The sequence below is a fragment of the Pseudomonas sp. SMV7 genome (assembly GCF_052041995.1).
In the GTDB taxonomy this organism is placed as follows: domain Bacteria; phylum Pseudomonadota; class Gammaproteobacteria; order Pseudomonadales; family Pseudomonadaceae; genus Aquipseudomonas.
In genome coordinates this window covers 17622-34655 of record NZ_JBKGGT010000022.1, presented here as the reverse complement: position 1 = coordinate 34655, position 17034 = coordinate 17622, and the positions used below count along the sequence as shown (strand labels likewise).

15 protein-coding genes are annotated in these 17034 nt (G+C 63.0%); 9 read left to right on the top strand and 6 right to left on the bottom strand.

Going from position 1 to position 17034, the window contains the following annotated elements:
• Positions 1–2: 2 nt before the first annotated feature.
• From ACLEJP_RS22045 to ACLEJP_RS22030, 4 genes are read left to right on the top strand one after another with little or no spacing between them, the layout of a single operon-like run.
• Positions 3–758: a PoNe immunity protein domain-containing protein gene (locus ACLEJP_RS22045; RefSeq protein WP_440809862.1), complete on the top strand. Its 756-nt coding sequence runs from the start codon at positions 3–5 to the stop codon at positions 756–758.
• 44 nt (positions 759–802) lie between these two features.
• Complete coding sequence (locus ACLEJP_RS22040) at positions 803–1576, top strand: PoNe immunity protein domain-containing protein (RefSeq protein ID WP_440809860.1); 774 nt, start codon at positions 803–805, stop codon at positions 1574–1576.
• A 15-nt stretch (positions 1577–1591) separates the two neighbouring features.
• Positions 1592–2554, top strand: a complete 963-nt coding sequence (locus tag ACLEJP_RS22035) for a PoNi-like cognate immunity protein (RefSeq protein ID WP_440809858.1) — start codon at positions 1592–1594, stop codon at positions 2552–2554.
• Positions 2555–2572: 18 nt separating this feature from the next.
• Positions 2573–2866 carry a PAAR domain-containing protein gene (locus ACLEJP_RS22030; RefSeq protein ID WP_289133232.1) on the top strand — a complete coding sequence of 98 codons (294 nt, stop codon included), beginning with the start codon at positions 2573–2575 and terminating at the stop codon, positions 2864–2866.
• Between the two features lie 42 nt (positions 2867–2908).
• On the opposite strand, the gene ACLEJP_RS22025 is transcribed toward ACLEJP_RS22030, so the two are convergent.
• Positions 2909–3076, bottom strand: a complete 168-nt coding sequence (locus tag ACLEJP_RS22025; protein ID WP_186674681.1) for a DUF6026 family protein — start codon at positions 3074–3076, stop codon at positions 2909–2911.
• Positions 3077–3279: 203 nt separating this feature from the next.
• Between ACLEJP_RS22025 and gnd the strand changes: the two genes are divergently transcribed.
• The 3 genes from gnd (at position 3280) to ACLEJP_RS22010 (ending at position 7706) form a co-directional block, all read left to right on the top strand.
• Positions 3280–4263, top strand: coding sequence for a phosphogluconate dehydrogenase (NAD(+)-dependent, decarboxylating) (gene gnd, locus ACLEJP_RS22020; RefSeq protein ID WP_289133229.1), 984 nt, complete (start codon positions 3280–3282; stop codon positions 4261–4263).
• Complete coding sequence (gene zwf, locus ACLEJP_RS22015; RefSeq protein ID WP_440809853.1) at positions 4260–5765, top strand: glucose-6-phosphate dehydrogenase; 1506 nt, start codon at positions 4260–4262, stop codon at positions 5763–5765. Before gnd ends, zwf begins: the two co-directional genes overlap by 4 nt.
• Before the next feature lie 144 nt (positions 5766–5909).
• Entirely contained in the window at positions 5910–7706 is a 1797-nt protein-coding gene (locus tag ACLEJP_RS22010; RefSeq protein ID WP_440809850.1) for a glycoside hydrolase family 15 protein, read from the top strand.
• Between the two features lie 33 nt (positions 7707–7739).
• Here the strand turns inward: ACLEJP_RS22010 and ACLEJP_RS22005 are convergent, their stop codons facing one another.
• On the bottom strand, positions 7740–8582 hold the full coding sequence (locus tag ACLEJP_RS22005; protein ID WP_440809847.1) for a hypothetical protein: 843 nt from the start codon (positions 8580–8582) through the stop codon (positions 7740–7742).
• Entirely contained in the window at positions 8579–9907 is a 1329-nt protein-coding gene (locus tag ACLEJP_RS22000) for an AAA family ATPase (RefSeq protein WP_440809844.1), read from the bottom strand. Before ACLEJP_RS22000 ends, ACLEJP_RS22005 begins: the two co-directional genes overlap by 4 nt.
• Before the next feature lie 308 nt (positions 9908–10215).
• Between ACLEJP_RS22000 and ACLEJP_RS21995 the strand changes: the two genes are divergently transcribed.
• Positions 10216–10836 carry a TetR/AcrR family transcriptional regulator gene (locus ACLEJP_RS21995; RefSeq protein ID WP_440809842.1) on the top strand — a complete coding sequence of 207 codons (621 nt, stop codon included), beginning with the start codon at positions 10216–10218 and terminating at the stop codon, positions 10834–10836.
• 136 nt (positions 10837–10972) lie between these two features.
• Here the strand turns inward: ACLEJP_RS21995 and preA are convergent, their stop codons facing one another.
• The 3 genes from preA to hydA all read right to left on the bottom strand — a co-directional run bounded on the left by preA (position 10973) and on the right by hydA (position 15137).
• Entirely contained in the window at positions 10973–12247 is a 1275-nt protein-coding gene (gene preA, locus ACLEJP_RS21990) for an NAD-dependent dihydropyrimidine dehydrogenase subunit PreA (protein WP_440809840.1), read from the bottom strand.
• Entirely contained in the window at positions 12248–13615 is a 1368-nt protein-coding gene (locus tag ACLEJP_RS21985) for an NAD(P)-dependent oxidoreductase (protein WP_440809838.1), read from the bottom strand.
• An 82-nt stretch (positions 13616–13697) separates the two neighbouring features.
• Positions 13698–15137: a dihydropyrimidinase gene (hydA, locus tag ACLEJP_RS21980; RefSeq protein WP_440809836.1), complete on the bottom strand. Its 1440-nt coding sequence runs from the start codon at positions 15135–15137 to the stop codon at positions 13698–13700.
• A 337-nt stretch (positions 15138–15474) separates the two neighbouring features.
• Here hydA and ACLEJP_RS21975 point away from each other — a divergent pair, with 337 nt between their 5' ends.
• Positions 15475–16965 (top strand): NCS1 family nucleobase:cation symporter-1, encoded by a 1491-nt coding sequence (locus ACLEJP_RS21975; RefSeq protein WP_440809833.1) that lies wholly within the window; start codon positions 15475–15477, stop codon positions 16963–16965.
• Positions 16966–17034 lie beyond the last annotated feature (69 nt).

The following is a 17034-nucleotide window of genomic DNA, read 5'->3' as shown; positions in this document are numbered from 1 at the left end:
CATTGCTGCAAGAAGCAGCTTATCTCGATAGTATTTCGTTTTGGCAGGAGTTTTATGTCGAGCGTGAAGCTGAGCCTTTCCTGAAAATTGAGCGGCCCGACTATGTAGACGTTGAAATGTTGAGCTGGGATTGGTGCTACGAGTCCTTGAACCTGCTCATTGCACTTTATTCTGGGGGTGAGCCCATAAAATCGCTTGAATTCTACGCGGAGCACATGTTCAACCAGTTCCAGCGTCACAAACGCTCTTATCCCGAGTTCTCCTTTAAGCTGCGTGAGCCCGATGCATATCAGTTCGCACTTTGGCTGCTGTCCCTTGCAGTGCTCTTGGATATGCCTGAGCGCATCGAGCAGATCGCCGGTTACATCCGTGACGACCCGGATCACGGTCAAGACCTGCTGATCCGCCAGCTGTTCACTCGGGTTGGTATCAACCTGCCTGGCCAGGCATTGATTCACTTGCGTCCCTACGCAGAGTTGCTGCAAGCCTTGGACGGCGAACAGGCTGAACAGCAGCAGGCCATGCGCAGCTACTTGAAGAAATGGTACCGAGGCATGCGCAATTGCTCTTGGCATGACCTTCACAAAGCCCGAAGCGATGCCGGCTTTTTTGGCTACTGGGCATTCGAGGCAGGAATGGTCACTGTGCTGTGGGGCGTGGATGACACTCCCTATAGGGATCTTCCCTACTACCCGAAAGATCTGGTAGACGATGCTCGTGAGCGCCAGATTGTTCGGGATTTTGAAGAAGGCCTCTGAACGGGGAAGTTCGGATATGTTTGCCAAGGTCTAGGATGTGAATGATGTGTCGATTCGATCAGTGTAAGCGTGAACCATTGCTGCAAGAAGCAGCCTATCTCGATAGTGTTTCTTTTTGGAGGGAAAAATATGTCGAACGACAGGCTGACCCATTTCTTAAAATTAAGCGTCCGGAATATGTAAATGTTAAGGTGTTGAGCTGGAGGTGGTGCTGGCAAACTGTGCATTTACTTGTGGCTCTTTATTCAGGTGGTGAGCCCATCAAATCGCTTGAATTTTACGCGGAGCACATGTTCAACCAGTTCCAGCGTCACAAACGCTCTTATCCCGATTTTTCTTTGAAGCTATGGGAGCCCGACGCCTACCAGTTCGCACTTTGGCTGCTGTCCCTCGCGGTGCTGTTGGATATGCCTGAGCGCATCGAGCAGATCGCCGGTTACATCAGTGACGACCCGGATCACGGTCAAGACTTGCTGATTCACCAGCTGTTTACCCGAGTCGGCATCAACCTGCCCGGTCAGGCATTGGTTCACCCGCGCCCCTACGCAGACTTGCTGCAAGCCTTGAGCGGCGAACAGGCCGAACAGCAACAGGCCATGCGCAGCTATCTGAAGAAATGGTACCGAGGCATGCGCAATTGCTATTGGCATGATCGCCACAAAGCCCGAAGCGATGCCGGCTTTTTCGGCTACTGGGCCTTCGAGGCCGGTTTGGTCACATTGTTGTGGGGTATCGACGATACGCCTTACCGCGACTTGCCCTATTACCCCAAAGACCTGGTCGATCACGCCCGGCAGCGCCCGGCTTGCCTGGGTTAGCGTGGAGGAGGGCCAATGGGCCACTTTGACAGCATCAAGCGCGACCCGTGGATGGTCGAGCAGCACTATCGGGCCTCGACCTATGAAAAGGAACAGGAATTCGCCGACCCGGACACCCAGGCCTTGCTGGCCGGCCCCGCCGAGCACAGGCACCACTACCGGGGGCTTAGCCGCGACTGGGCGCACATGGCTTTGGAGCTGGCCATCCAGCGCTACTCCGGTGGCGAGCCGATGGAACTGGTAGAGGCCTATGTCGATTACGCGTTCGCCCAGTTCGCCCGGCATTTTTCCGCGTACCCGGCAGCCAGCGAGCAATTGCGCCCGTGGGTGGCGGACGACTACCGGCTTGCCCTGTGGCTGCTGTCGCTGGCGGTGCTGTGCGGTTACCCCGAGCGGGTCGGCCAACTGCTGGGCTGGCTGAACCAGGCTGACGAGCGCAGCCCCGACCTGCTGCTGCATCGGCTGTTCCAGCGCCTGGGCAAGGCCTATCCAGGCACTTCGTTGCTTCACCCCGAGCCCTACGCCACGTTGCTGGACAGCCTCGATCTACGTGGCCCCGCGCAGCAGGACGCACTCATGCGCTACCTCGGCCAGTGGTACGCCGAGGCGCACGGCTGTTACTGGCACGAGCGCCATGCGCGGGCACGCGGTGACCACCTGGGCTATTGGGCATTCGAAGCGGCGCTGGTGGCGTTTCTATGGTCGGTGCAAGGTGATGCCCTGCAAAACGCGCCGCAGTTCTACCCAAAGGCACTTGTCGACCGGGCCCATTACCGGCGGCTGGGCAAGCAGTTCCGCGACCCGGAAACCGCCAGGCGCGAGGATGCCCCCGGCTGGCCATCCGGCACCCCCTGCCCATGGCCCGGCCACTACACCTGCGTCGAGCGCGCGCTGGGTGAGCAGGTGTTCATGCACCAGGTACCTTTCCCCGAAGTCGATGGCCAGGTCGTGCACTGGCGGCTGTCGAGAACGTTCTGATTGAGGCCGCCGGCACCGGTGCCCGGCGCGTCATATGAGCAAGGAGTCGCAACAATGCCTGCCATCGTTCTGCTGGGCCACGCTCACCATTGCCCGCTGTGCGGCCCGACCAGTGTCAGCAGCGGTTCCCGCCTGTTCTTCGTCAACGGCAGGGCCGCAGCCAGGGTTGGCGACCGGCTCGGGTGTGGGGCGCTGATCACCAGCGGCTCGGCACTGATGATGGATGACGGGCAGCCGTTTGCCAGGGTCGGCGATACCACCAGCCATGGCGGCGTACTGGAAAATGGCGATAACAGCTGGTTGCTCGATTGAGCGATGTGGGAGCGGTTCAGCTCCCACCGGGAAGAGGCAGGATCAGAGGCTGACGGCGTCGCCGTCGGTGCGTGCCTGTGCCAGCAGCAGGTTCAGTTGAGCGACCTGCTGACGCAGCTGGTCACGTTCTTCCTTCAGTTTACGCAGCTCATCACGGCGCACGGAGACATAGAGGGTCTGGGTTGGAGTAGCAGGCATCAAGGTACCCATGAGCACACCTCGCGGTTTTGGCTGGTGACAAGTTAAAGCGTAGACGCTTCACGCGGGGCGCATTCTGAATTCTTTTGCAGGTCTTGGGAACTTTTTTGTTTATCGTGGTCGCGCCGTTCGTCGCTGAACCCACGAGCGGTTCGCTGGACTAACCTGAAGGCTGCACTGTGTTGTCATTCAATTCGCAAGGGGAGCATCGGCTCATGCAACTGGGAATCATCGGGCTGGGCCGCATGGGCGGCAATATCGCAAGGCGCCTGATGCGCGCCGGCCACCGTACCGTGGTGCACGACCGCAGCCGTGAAGCCATCAGCACGCTGGAGGGCGAGGGTGCCCAAGGGGCGCACGACCTCGGGGCGCTGGTGCAGAAGCTCAAGGCACCGCGTGCGGTGTGGGTGATGCTGCCGGCCGGCGAGCCCACCGAGCAGACCATCGCGCAGCTGGCCGAGCTGCTGGAGCCGGGCGATGCGATCATCGACGGCGGCAATACCTTCTACAAGGACGATATGCGCCGCGCGGGCGAGCTGGCCAAGCGCGGGCTGCATTACCTGGACGTGGGCACCTCCGGCGGTGTGTGGGGCCTGGAGCGTGGCTACTGCATGATGATCGGTGGCGAAAAGGCCGTGTTCGAGCGCCTGGAGCCGCTGTTCAAGGCACTGGCCCCGGGCGTGGGTGACATCCCGCGGACCCATGGCCGTAGCGGCGAGTACCAGCGCGCCGAGCATGGCTACATCCATGCCGGCCCAGCCGGTGCCGGGCACTACGTGAAAATGGTGCACAACGGTATCGAGTACGGCTTGATGCAGGCCTATGCCGAAGGCTTCGACCTGCTGCGCAGCAAGGGCGGCAACGAACTGCCCGAAGACCAGCGTTTTGACCTGGACGTGGCCGAAATCGCCGAAGTGTGGCGGCGCGGCAGCGTGGTCACCTCGTGGTTGCTCGACCTGACCGCCGATGCCCTGGTGGCCGACCCTCAGCTGGCGCAGTTCAGTGGCTCGGTGTCCGACAGCGGTGAAGGCCGCTGGACCATCGATGCTGCCGTCGAGCAGGCCGTACCGGTGCCGGTGTTGTCCAGTGCCCTGTTCGCCCGCTTCCGCTCGCGCCAGCAGCAGGGCACCTACGGGGACAAGATCCTCTCGGCCATGCGCCTGGGCTTCGGTGGCCACATCGAGAAGAAAGGCGAATGACCAGACAGCACATTCCTGCCGCGCCACCCTGCACCCTGTTCCTGTTCGGCGCCAATGGCGACCTGGTCAAGCGCCTGTTGATGCCGGCGCTGTACAACCTCAGCCGCGACGGCCTGCTGGACCGCAACCTGCGCATTGTCGGCGTCGACCACAACCCGGCCACTGCCGAGCAATTTGCCGAGCGCCTGCATGCGTTCATGGTCGAGCGTGATAAAGGCGGTGAGGGCAGCAGCAAAGGCCTGGACGAGAAATTGTGGGCGCGCTTGGCCAAGCGCCTGGACTACCAGACCGGTGACTTCCTCGACCCGGCCACCTACCAGGCCCTCGCCAGGCGCATCGACAAGACCAGCCATGGCAACGCCATCTTCTACCTGGCGACTTCGCCGCGGTTCTTCCCGGAGGTCGCCCTGCGCCTGGGGCAGGCCGGCTTGCTCGATGAATCCGCCGGGGGCTTTCGCCGCGTGGTGGTGGAAAAACCCTTCGGCACCGACCTGGCCAGCGCCGAGGCGCTCAATGCCTGCCTGTTGAGAGTGATGAGCGAGCGGCAGATCTACCGCATCGACCATTACCTGGGCAAGGAGACGGTGCAGAACATTCTGGTCAGCCGTTTCTCCAACGGCCTGTTCGAGTCGTTCTGGAACAACCATTACATCGACCACGTGCAGATCACCGCCGCGGAAACCGTCGGTGTCGAGACCCGCGGTGCTTTTTATGACAGCACCGGGGCGCTGCGCGACATGGTGCCCAACCACCTGTTCCAGTTGCTGGCGATGGTGGCCATGGAGCCCCCGGCGGCGTTCGCCGCCGATGCCGTGCGCAGCGAGAAGGCCAAGGTGATCGGTGCCATTCGCCCATGGTCGACGAAGATGGCCCTGAAGCATTCCGTGCGTGGCCAGTACCGCGCCGGCAAGCACGGGCGCAAGCAGTTGCCCGGTTACCGCCAGGAGGCCAACGTCGCCCCCGACAGCCAGACCGAGACCTACGTGGCACTGAAGGTGATGATCGACAACTGGCGTTGGGCCGGGGTGCCGTTCTACCTGCGCACCGGCAAGCGCATGAGCGTGCGCGACACCGAAATCGCCATCTGCTTCAAGCCCGCGCCGTATGCGCAGTTCCGCGAGTCGGAGCTGGAGCGGCCCAAGCCCAATTACCTGAAGATCCAGATCCAGCCCAACGAAGGCATGTGGTTCGACCTGCAGGCCAAGCGCCCCGGGCCGGAGCTGGTGATGGAAAACGTGGAACTGGGCTTTGCCTACAAGGACTTCTTCAAGATGACCCCGGCGACCGGCTACGAGACGTTGATCTATGACTGCCTCACCGGGGACCAGACGCTGTTCCAGCGCGCCGACAATATCGAGAACGGCTGGCGGGCGGTGCAGCCATTCCTGGATGCCTGGGCCCAGGGCGGCGAGGTGCATGAATACCCGGCCGGTGAAGACGGGCCCGAGGCCGGCAATGAACTGCTGGCGCGGGACAAACGCGAGTGGCATCGCCTGGGGTGAGGTTTTTGTAAAGCCTGTGCCGGCGCTTTCGCGGGCACGCCCGCTCCCACAGGTATATCGATGGTTTCAAGGCCAGAGATGTATCTGTGGGAGCGGGCGAGCCCGCGAAGAGGCCGTCACAGGCAGCCACACAAAGGAGCCGCAATGCCTGCCCACATCGAAGACTACGCCCTGCTGGGCAACTGCCGCAGCGCTGCCCTGGTCAGCCGCGAGGGTTCGCTCGACTGGCTGTGCCTGCCACGCTTCGACGCCCCGGCAGTCTTCGCCGCGCTGCTGGGCAACGAAGAAAACGGCCGTTGGCGCCTGGCCCCCAGCGACCCGGTGGCGCACAGCGAGCGTCGCTACCTGGACGACACCCTGGTGCTGGAGACCACCTGGGTCACTGCCACCGGCCGCGCCCGCGTGCTCGACTTCATGCCATTGGGCGAGGTCAACTCGGTGGTGCGCATCGTCGAGGGCCTGGCGGGTGAAACCAACTTCGAGATGGACCTGGTCATGCGCTTCGACTATGGCCGCAGCGTACCTTGGGTGGAGCGGGTGGCACCGCTCACGCTCAGCGCCGTGGCCGGGCCTGATCGCCTGGTCCTGGCGGCGACGGTGGCGCCGCAAGCGCGTGACCACCACACCGTGGCCCGCTTCCGGGTCGCGGCGGGCCAGCGGCAGGTGTTCAGCCTGCGTCACCAGCCATCGCACCTGCCGGTGCAAGCGGACTGCAACATCGACGATGCCCTGAAAGATACCATCGACCAGTGGCAAACCTTCGCGGCCCGCTGCCCCGAGGTCGGCGCCTACAGTGCCCTGGTGCGCCGCTCGCTGCTGACCCTCAAGGCCATGACCTACGCCCCCACCGGCGGCATCGTCGCGGCGGTCACCACCTCGCTGCCTGAGCGCGTCGGCCACGAACGCAACTGGGACTACCGGTTCTGCTGGCTGCGCGACGCCACCATGACCCTGCTGGCGTTCATGAACCTGGGCTACTTCGACGAAGCCCAGGCCTGGCGTGAATGGCTGCTGCGCTCGGTGGCCGGCAACCCCGAGCAGATGCAGATCATGTATGGCCTGGCCGGTGAGCGCGACCTGCAGGAATACACCCTGCCGTGGCTGGCCGGCTACGAGCATTCGCAGCCGGTGCGTGTGGGCAATGCGGCCTCGACGCAGACCCAGCTCGACATCTATGGTGAGCTCGCCGATGCCATGGCCCAGGCAATCAACGGCGGCTTGCCACGCCACCCGCGCAGCGCCGCCATCGCCCGGCTGATCCTGCCTTACCTCGAGCGCATCTGGCGCGAGCCGGACGAAGGCATCTGGGAGGTGCGCGGTGGCCGCCAGCAGTTCGTGCATTCCAAGGTCATGGCCTGGGTGGCCTTCGACCGTGCCGCGGGGCTGGCCGACACCACCGAGGAGGGCCGCGAGCGTGGCCAGCATTATCGCCAGGTGGCTGAGCAGATTCGCCGCGAAGTGTGTGCACAGGGCCTGGATGCCAGCGGCCAGTTTTTCGTCCAGGCCTACGGCTCGAGTGAAATGGACGCCAGCTTGTTGCAGATCGCCCTGACCGGTTTCCTGCCGGTGGATGACCCGCGCTTTTTGCGCACCCTGGAGCAGATCGAACAGCGCCTGCTGAAGCATGGCCTGCTGCTGCGCTACGACAGCGACAGCTGCAGCGATGGCCTCACGCCCGGCGAGGGCACCTTCCTGGTGTGTTCGTTCTGGCTGGCCGATGTGTATGTGCTGCTGGGCCGCCAGGCCGAGGCCCAGGCCCTGTATCAGCGCCTGACCGGCCTGTGCAACGACCTCGGCCTTTTGGCCGAGCAGTACGACCCGGTTGGCCAGCGCATGCTCGGCAACTTCCCGCAGGCATTCAGCCATATCGGTATCATCAATACCGCGCTGAACTTGCACCGGGCCCAGTGCCCGGTACGGGACCGGGCGACCCGGCGTTGAACTACAGGCGACTGGCATGCAGCTGCCGGGTGGCTAGAGCAGACCCCAGCTTTTCAGAAAGAACCGCGTCATACCGGCAAAAGGGCGGTCTGCCTCGGCCTGGGTTCGTATGCGCAGCAAGAACTCACGCTGGCGCTCGGCAGCAAAGTCACCTTCCTGAAAAAGTAATACCAGCGTCTCCAGCGTTTCGTAGGTATTCCAGCGCAGGCGCAGCAATTCCTGGCGGTTCAACCCGAGCACGTCCTCCGCAGCCTTCACCGCCCTGCTGGATTGACTGGACCCGGTTACGGCGACCAGCCAGACTTCGCGTGTTTCCGGGATGGCTTTCCAGGCAAAGAACTGTTCCGGGTCGGCGACGTAGGGGTTGATGAGCTCAGCGTCCTCCTGCGCGTAGAGTTGGGCCACTGCTGCATCCGTGGTGGTGACTGGATCGGGGCAAATAGTCTGCAACAAGGATTTCAGCGCTGCGCCGTCGCTGGGAAGGGTTAACGGCACTGCAGGCGGCGCGAGCCTTGGGCCCTGCACCGGAAACGTATCGCCTTTATAGGTCTGGTTGCAGATCTGGCAGCTGAACGTGTAGTTGTCGTAGCAATACGCCAGCCACCAGTACTGGCTTTTGGGGCGGAAGTGTTCGACGTCGCCATGCGCTACCACGGCAGTGTCCGCTTCACAGTAGATGCACTTGTTGCAGGACTCGACCTTGAGTTGCGGCTTGGCGCGGCCCCAGACCTGACGGTTCTTGGGCCTGAAGTTGACCGTTCCGGTATGGCCGTCGTCCTGGTAGTACTGCACCAGGTTGTTGAGTTTGGTTTCCAGTTGAGTCCCGGTAAAGCCCTTGAGTTTTACGGCAGAGCGCGTGCGCGAGACCTTGATCATGGCTCGCGCTCTAGGTTTTTGGTGATGGCGGTGAGTTTGTCTGGCGATACCCTGGTTTTGCGCTTGTTCTTGAGCAATGAAGATTTGAGGCTGCGGATCAACTCGGCTTGCTCTTTTGCATAGTGCGGCATGACGTCCCATTCGGGGGCTTCGTTCAGGATTGTCTGCAGTGCTTTCAGCTGCGCGGCTTCTTGCTTGTTGAGCGAGTCTTTGAGGCTGAGTGCCCTGACTGCGTTGCGAGCCTTTTCAATTTCGACTGATTCCAGCGAGTCCAAACCGAACATAGGGCTCATCAGCAGTTGATGGAGCATCATCTTGCGCGGTTCGCCGATGAACGGCACCAGGGTAGGTGTCGCCTCTGCACCTTCCCGTCTGATGACATAGAGTTCACCTTCACCACTCTGCTGTGCCGTGAGCGCCGAGTGGGTGGTAGCGATGAACTGGAAGTTCGGCAGGGTGCTGGAGAGAAACTCAACCAGATGACGCCGCCACACCGGATGCAGGTGCAGATCGATTTCGTCGATCAGCAGCACCCCGCGTGTGCTGAGGGGGTTCTTGCGGTCGGGAAAGGTTTCGGTGATCCGGTACAGCAGGTCGCCACACCAGGCGGCCATGTTCTGGTAACCATCGGAAAGTTGGTTGAGTGGTATTTCGCCATCCACCGTGTCGAACATGATCTGCCGCGTGGCCCGGTCGATTCGCGAGAACTGCATGCCGGGTAGAAGCTTGTCCAGCGCTTCGTTGACCGCGCCCATCATCGACGACAGGCCTTTGCGGTAATCGAGGTCCATCACCCACTGTTCAAGTGACACCAGGCTGGCGTCTGGCGAAAACATCGTCGCCATACCTTGCGCCCGTGGTACGCGCGAGCGTTCATCGGGGAACGTGGCGCGCATGTTGATCACCGGTGGGCGACGGGAAACACCGTAGGCCAGGACAAAGTAGTTGCGCTCGGCTTTGGCAATCGCGGCATCCAGCGCTTCCAGCGAGTCATGGTTGTTGGCGAAGATCTTGCGGATCCCGTCACCACGGTTGATTTCCAGCGCTATCTCTCGGATTTCGCCCTTGGCGGTAACCAGCGTTCCTTCAATACGGCATTTCTTCGCGCCATTCCTGATCCACGCATCAGGGTCGCCGAGCAGTTCAGGAAGGGCATCGCTGCCTGCGAGAAGCAATGCAATCGCTCGCAGCACCGAGCTTTTGCCGCAGCCGTTTTCTCCGAGGAGCAAGGTCCAGCGACGCGTTCCGCCGGCACTGGCATGGAAGTCCAGGTCCAGGGACTTGATCGAACGGACATCGCGCAACGCGATTCGCACCAGATACATCGTGAGGTCCTTCCAGTTCCGTAAGCGTATCAGTCATCTTCACAGGCGACTGGCTATTGCCGAGGGGGCTTGGGCAATGATCAACGTCATGCCTGTCAGCAACAAGGTGGCGCACATTTTAGCAGTTGCGAGAAACCACCCGAACCGAGTATCAAGGCTTTTCACACAGAGCCTAGCGCCAACACCATTCGGCACGGAGCACACATGGGTATTCGCGGTACAGATCGGCAGATCGACAACATAGAGTTCAATGTCAGCGTCATCGACCCGGTCGGCTACGAACTGGCGGTGTGGACGGCGCAAGCCTGATGGCCAACCACAAGATCGAAATCCGCCGGCGCAATATCGGCAAGATCCTGCAGGCGGCGGAAAAGGTATTTGCCGAGAAGGGCTATGGCGCCACCTCCATGGGCGATATCGCCGAGCAGGCCGAGTTGCCGCGTTCCAACCTGCATTATTACTTCAGCACCAAGGACGACCTGTTCCGCGCGGTGTTGCAGGATCTGCTGGAGGTGTGGAAACAGGACGCGCTGTGCTTCGAGAATTTCGACGACCCGCGGGTGGTACTGACCAGCTATATCCGCGCCAAGATGGGCCATTCACGCTCACGGCCGCTGGGTTCGAAAATCTGGGCCGAGGAGATGCTGCACGGGGCGCCGTTGCTGGGGGCGGACCTGGCGGAAAGCCTGGTGCCCTGGGCCAAGCTCAAGGAAGCCAAGATCCGTCGCTGGGTGGAGGAGGGGCGCATCCTGGCGGTGGAACCTTCGGCGCTGTTGTACATGATCTGGGCCTCGACCCAGCACTATGCCGACTTTGGTTACCAGGTGGCGTTGCTCAATGGTGGGGAGCCGTTGTCGGACATGGCTTTTGAAAGTGCGGTGCAGACGGTGACCAGCGTGATCCTGCGGGGGATCGGGCTGGAGCCTTGAACAGGCAATTGGGGCCGCTGCGCGGCCCTTCGCGGGCATGCCCGTTCCCACAGGGTCTCGGCAGCCCTTGAGAGCGGCGCGGAACCTGTGGGAGCGGGCAAGCCCGCGAAGGGCTGCGCAGCAGCCCCAATCAGTGTCAGCTGGCCTCGCGATAGGGGTTGCGCGGATCCTGCGTCCAGTTCAAATAAGGCTTGCCAGTGTTTTGAGCCACCATCTCGATGCAGTTCTCCACCGGGCAGGTGATCTGGCACAGGTTACAGCCGACGCATTCCTCTTCCACCACGTTGTAGGCATGCGTGCCATCTGCCTTCAGCGTGCTGGCAATGGCCTGGTGCGAAGTGTCCTCGCAGGCGATGTGGCAGCGCCCGCAACCTATGCACGCCTGCTGGTTGATGTGCGCCACCGACTGGTAGTTCATGTCCAGGTACTTCCAGTCGGTGGTATGCGCCACCGCCTGGCCACGGAACGCCTCGAGGTTGCGATGCCCATGCTGGTCCATCCAGCGTGCCAGGCCATCCTTCATGTCTTCGACGATACGGAAGCCATGCAGCATCGCCGCCGTGCACACCTGCACGGCACCACTGCCCAGGGCGATGAATTCGGCGGCATCGCGCCAGTTGCCGATACCGCCAATGCCGCAGATCGGCAAACCACGGGTTTGCACGTCGCGGGCGATTTCCGCCACCATGTTCAGGGCGATCGGCTTGACTGCCGAACCGCAGTAGCCGCCATGGGTGCTCTGGTCGCCGACGATGGGGTGGGCGACCATGCGCTCCAGGTCGACACTGGTGATGGAGTTGATGGTGTTGATCAACGACACCGCATCGGCGCCGCCACGGTGCGCGGCGCGGGCCGACTGGCGGATGTCGGTGATATTCGGCGTGAGCTTGACGATCACTGGCAGCGCGCAATACGTCTTGCACCAGCGGGTGACCATCTCCACGTACTCCGGCACCTGGCCTACCGCCGCGCCCATGCCTCGCTCCGGCATGCCGTGCGGGCAGCCGAAGTTCAGCTCGATGCCATCAGCCCCGGTGGCTTCCACCAGCGGCAGGATGAACTTCCATGACTCTTCCACGCACGGCACCATCAGCGACACGATCAGCGCACGGTCGGGCCAGTCCTGCTTCACCTGGGTGATTTCGCGCAGGTTGATCTCCAGCGAACGGTCGGTGATCAACTCGATGTTGTTGATGCCCTGCACCTGGCGATTCGGGCCATAGTGCGCCGAATAGCGCGACGATACGTTGACCGCCGCCGGGTCCTCGCCGAGGGTCTTCCACACCACGCCGCCCCAGCCGGCCTCGAAGGCACGTACCACGTTGTAGGCCTTGTCGGTTGGCGGGGCGGAGGCCAGCCAGAATGGGTTGGGTGCCTTGATACCGGCAAATTCGATCGACAGGTCGGCCATTTACGCTGCCTCCACATTGAGCATGAGTCGGGCATGGATGGCTTCGGCGGCCAGCTTGCCGTGTTGTACGGCCTGGACGGTCAGGTCCTGGCCCAGGGCGGTGCAGTCGCCACCGGCGTAGATGCCCGGCAGGCTGGTCTGCATGTTTGCATCGACCCGAATGCGCTCGCCGTCGCGGGCCAGTTGTGCCGCCAGCGGGTCGCCGAGGCTGCTGTCGTCGAAGCGCTGGCCGATGGCCTTGAAGATGGCATCGGCGGCCAGCTCGAAGGTTTCGCCGCTGTCGCGCAGGCGACCTTCAGCCAGCTCGGTGCGGGCAAAGCGCATGCCGCGCACCTTGCCGCTGTCGTCCAGCAGCACGGCATCGGGGCGCGCCCAGGTGTGCAGGCGTACCTGGTTGGCCTTGGCAATGTCCTGCTCATGGCCGGTGGCGCCCATGTCGGCGTGGCCGCGACGGTACACCAGGTTGACGTCGCGGGCGCCCAGGCGGCTCATCTGTACCGCCATGTCGATCGCGGTGTTGCCGGCACCGATCACCACGCAGCGGTCGGCCAGTGGCAGTTGGCTCAGGTCATCGGCCTGGCGCAGTTCGCGAATGTATTCGGTGGCGGCGAGCAGGCCGGGGGCGTCCTCCGCGGCCAGGCCCAGCTGGCGCACGGCATTCAGGCCGAGGCCGAGGAACACCGCGTCATACTGGTCGCGCAGCTCGCCCAGGCTGAGGTTGCCACCCAGGCGCTGGCCATGCCGAATCTCGATGCCGCCGATGCCCAGCAGAAACTCCACTTCACGCTGGGCGAAGTCATCCACCAGCTTGTAGCGGGCGATACCGTACTCGTTCAGGCCACCGGCCTTGTCGCAGGCTTCGAACACCACCACATCATGCCCGTGCATGGCCAGGCGATGGGCGCAGGCCAGCCCGGCCGGGCCGGCACCGACCACGGCGATGCGCTTGCCGGTGGCCGGCGAGCGCTGGAACGGGTGCGCGGTGAAATGCGCATTGTCCAGGGCATAGCGCTGCAGCTGGCCGATCAGCACCGGTGCGCATTCCTGCGCATTGTTACGCACGCAGGCTTGCTGGCAGAGGATTTCGGTGGGGCAGACGCGGGCGCAGCTGCCGCCGAGGATGTTGGCCGAAAGGATGCGTTCGGCGGCGCCTTGCAGGTTGTCGTCGCTGATGCGGTGGATGAACGACGGGATGTCGATTTCGCTGGGGCAGGCGTTGACGCAGGGGGCGTCGTAACAGTACAGGCAACGCGCGCTTTCGACGGCGGCCTGGCGCGCAGTGAGGGGTGGGGCCAGGTCGCTGAAGCGCTCGGCCAACTGGTCGGCACCGGCCCGGGGGCGCGGCAAGTGGTTCAGGGCGTCGATCACGGTTGTAGCCTCTCTATTTTTTTTTGGATGCAGGCAACAAGGATTGCGCGGGTGGTCGGGGGCGCTGCGCAGCCCGATGGCCTCAGCGTTGAACCGGCGTCGGCCGCTGCACTTCGGCCCTGCGCCCGAGCACCTCATACACCGATGGATACGCCGGCCGTTGCACATAGCGCCCCGCACCTGCTTCTGCGCGCAGGTCGCCATCAGCCCAGCGCAGCTTGCCCTGGCTGATGGTGTGGCTGGGGATGCCGCGCACAGTGCGGCCTTCGAAGATGTTGAAGTCCACCTGCTGATGGTGGGTCTTGGCCGAGAGGGTGCGGGTACCTTGCGGGTCCCACAGCACCAGGTCGGCATCGGCACCCACGCGGATGGCGCCCTTGCGCGGGAACAGGTTGAAGATTTTTGCCGTGTTGGTGGAGGTCAGGGCGACGAACTCGTGCATCGACAGGCGCCCACTGTTGACCCCGGCATCCCACAGCACTGCCATGCGGTCCTCGATGCCAGCCGTGCCGTTGGGAATCCGGCTGAAGTCATCGCGGCCCATGGCTTTCTGCTCGGCGCAGAAGCAGCAGTGGTCGGTGGCGGTGGTGTGCAGGTTGCCCGCCTGCAGGCCGCGCCACAGGGCCTCCTGGTGTTCGCGCGGGCGGAACGGCGGGCTCATCACATAGCCGGCGGCGGTGGCCCAGTCCGGGTCGCGGTAGACGCTGTCATCCAGCAGCAGGTGGCCGGGCAGTACTTCGCCGTATACCGGCTGGCCCTTGCCGCGGGCATAGGCAATTTCATCCAGCGCTTCGCGGCTGGAAACGTGCACCAGGTACAGCGGCGTACCGAGGGTTTCGGCAATGCGGATGGCGCGGCTGGCGGCCTCGCCCTCGACTTGCGAGGGGCGCGACAACGGGTGCGCTTCCGGTCCGGTCAGGCCCTGGGCCAGCAGTTTTTTCTGCAGGTGGTACACCAGCTCGCCGTTCTCGGCATGCACGGTGGGCACCGCACCCAGTTGCAGGCAGCGTTCGAAGCTGGCCACCAGGGTGTCGTCGGCGGCCATGATGGCATTCTTGTAGGCCATGAAGTGCTTGAAGCTGTTCACCCCATGCCTGGCGACCAGCTCGCCCATTTCTTCCGCCACCTGCTCGCTCCACCAGGTGATGGCGACGTGGAAGCCATAGTCGCTGGCGCTTTTCTGCGCCCAGCCACGCCAGGTGTGGTACGCCTCCAGCAACGATTGCTGCGGGTTGGGGATGACGAAGTCGATGATCGAGGTGGTGCCCCCGGCCAGGCCGGCAGCGGTGCCGCTGAAGAAGTCCTCGCTGGCCACGGTGCCCATGAACGGCAATTGCATGTGCGTGTGCGGGTCGATACCGCCGGGCATCAGGTAGCGGCCGCTGCCGTCGAGGATCTCGCAGCCGCTGGGCGGCTCGAGGTTCTGCCCGATGGCGCGGATCAGGCCATCGGCACACAGGACATCGGCGGGGTAGCTTTCTTCGTGAGTGACCACGGTGGCGCCACGGATCAACAGGGACATGCCGTCTTCCTCGCAGGCTGACCGGTCTGGGCCGGTTCTTGGAATTGTCAGGGGCAGGCGGGCAGGGCGATTGATCCTGTCATGCCTGACAAGAATCGAGGCTAGATGCTGATCCGGCATTCAGCAAGAAAATTTTCCTATTAATTTTATGGTTTTTAAACTACTGAAAAATAACGATTAATTTCCATGGTTGCGCTGATGTCGGGGTTTTCATGGACGTTGACTGACTTGACAAGATGAAATTCTGGTCGAGATTTTCAAGCACATAACGCGTGTACTCCGGCCATCGCATCAAGCCGATGAGCAAAGAACTAAAAGAACATCTGGAGAAAGCCCCATGCAGCAGAGCAGATCGGAAGTGGTCGAGCAGGGTGGCCTGTTCGAGCTGTCCGAGGGCAGCGATGTCCTCGACAGCCCGCGCTACAACCACGACATCGCCCCGACCAAGGTGCACCAGCGCACCTGGAACAAATGGCACATCACCGCGCTGTGGGTGGGCATGTCCATCTGCGTACCCACCTATACCCTTGGCGGCGTGCTCACCGCGTACTTCGGCCTCAGCGTGGGCGAGGCCTTGCTGGCGATCTTGCTGGCCAACCTGATCGTACTGATCCCGCTCACCCTCAACGCCTTTCCCGGCACCAAGTACGGCATCCCGTTCCCGGTGCTGCTGCGTTCGTCGTTCGGCATCCTCGGCTCCAATGTACCGTGCCTGATCCGCGCGGTGGTCGCCTGCGGCTGGTTCGGCATCCAGACCCTGTTCGGTGGCCTGGCCATTCACCTGTTCCTCGGCTCGGTATTCGACGGTTGGAAGGCCTTGGGCGGTACCGGCGAGGTGCTCGGCTTCATGATCTTCTGGTGCCTGAACCTGTGGGTGGTGCTGCGCGGTGCCGAGTCGATCAAGTGGCTGGAAACGCTGTCGGCACCACTGCTGGTGGCGGTGGGCGTCGGCCTGCTGTTGTGGGCCTTGCCGCACATGTCGATGACCGAGCTGCTGGCCCAGCCGGCCAAGCGCCCGGCCGGCGCCAGCATGCTCGGTTACTTCTGCGCCGGGCTCACCGCCATGGTCGGCTTCTGGGCCACGCTGTCGCTGAACATCCCCGACTTCAGCCGTTACGCCCGCAGCCAGAAGGACCAGATTCTCGGGCAGATCTTCGGCCTGCCGCTGACCATGTTCCTGTTCGCCGCCCTGGGCGTGGTGCTGACCGCCGCCTCGGCATCCCTGGTAGGCGAGACCGTGGCCGACCCGGTCAGCCTGATCGGCAAGATCCACAGCCCGTTCTGGGTGGCCCTGGCCATGGCCTTGATCGTGATCGCCACGCTGTCGACCAACACCGCGGCGAACATCGTGTCGCCGACCAACGACTTCCAGAACATCGCCCCGCGCCTGATCGGGCGCAGCCGCGCGGTGTGGCTGACCGGTTTCATCGGCCTGGCGCTGATGGGCCATGAGTTGCTCAAGAAGCTGGGCTGGATCGTCTCCGACCTGAGCCTGGAGAGCGTGTACTCCAACTGGTTGCTGGGCTATTCCAGCCTGCTGGGGCCGATCGCCGGGATCATGGTGGTGGACTACTTCCTGGTCCGCCGGCAACAGCTGGACCTGGCCGGGCTGTACCGCGACGACGTGTACCCGGCATGGAACTGGGCCGGCTTTGCCGCCTTTGCCTTGCCGGTCGCGTTGACGCTGATGGCCATCGGCAACAGCAGCTTCAGCTGGTTCTACGACTATGGCTGGTTCACCGGCTCGCTGCTGGGAGGGGGGCTGTACTACCTGTTCGCCGGGGTGCTGGCGCGCAGCCCGGCGCAGGTGGCCAAGCCTTTGCCTTGAGACCGCGTGTGCTGCTTCGCAGGGTGCCCGCGTAGAGGCCGGCACAGACAACAACAAAGCCTGAAGGAG

What these genes read in the sequence shown, in the direction of transcription:
- ACLEJP_RS21995 (WP_440809842.1), top strand. Translation starts at nt 10,216, where the DNA reads ATGGCCAACCACAAGATCGAAATCCGCCGGCGCAATATCGGCAAGATC.
- ACLEJP_RS22000 (WP_440809844.1), bottom strand. Translation starts at nt 9,907, where the DNA reads ATGTATCTGGTGCGAATCGCGTTGCGCGATGTCCGTTCGATCAAGTCC.
- ACLEJP_RS21975 (WP_440809833.1), top strand. Translation starts at nt 15,475, where the DNA reads ATGCAGCAGAGCAGATCGGAAGTGGTCGAGCAGGGTGGCCTGTTCGAG.
- hydA (WP_440809836.1), bottom strand. Translation starts at nt 15,137, where the DNA reads ATGTCCCTGTTGATCCGTGGCGCCACCGTGGTCACTCACGAAGAAAGC.
- ACLEJP_RS22005 (WP_440809847.1), bottom strand. Translation starts at nt 8,582, where the DNA reads ATGATCAAGGTCTCGCGCACGCGCTCTGCCGTAAAACTCAAGGGCTTT.
- ACLEJP_RS22035 (WP_440809858.1), top strand. Translation starts at nt 1,592, where the DNA reads ATGGGCCACTTTGACAGCATCAAGCGCGACCCGTGGATGGTCGAGCAG.
- ACLEJP_RS22025 (WP_186674681.1), bottom strand. Translation starts at nt 3,076, where the DNA reads ATGGGTACCTTGATGCCTGCTACTCCAACCCAGACCCTCTATGTCTCC.
- gnd (WP_289133229.1), top strand. Translation starts at nt 3,280, where the DNA reads ATGCAACTGGGAATCATCGGGCTGGGCCGCATGGGCGGCAATATCGCA.
- ACLEJP_RS22040 (WP_440809860.1), top strand. Translation starts at nt 803, where the DNA reads ATGTGTCGATTCGATCAGTGTAAGCGTGAACCATTGCTGCAAGAAGCA.
- preA (WP_440809840.1), bottom strand. Translation starts at nt 12,247, where the DNA reads ATGGCCGACCTGTCGATCGAATTTGCCGGTATCAAGGCACCCAACCCA.
- ACLEJP_RS22010 (WP_440809850.1), top strand. Translation starts at nt 5,910, where the DNA reads ATGCCTGCCCACATCGAAGACTACGCCCTGCTGGGCAACTGCCGCAGC.
- zwf (WP_440809853.1), top strand. Translation starts at nt 4,260, where the DNA reads ATGACCAGACAGCACATTCCTGCCGCGCCACCCTGCACCCTGTTCCTG.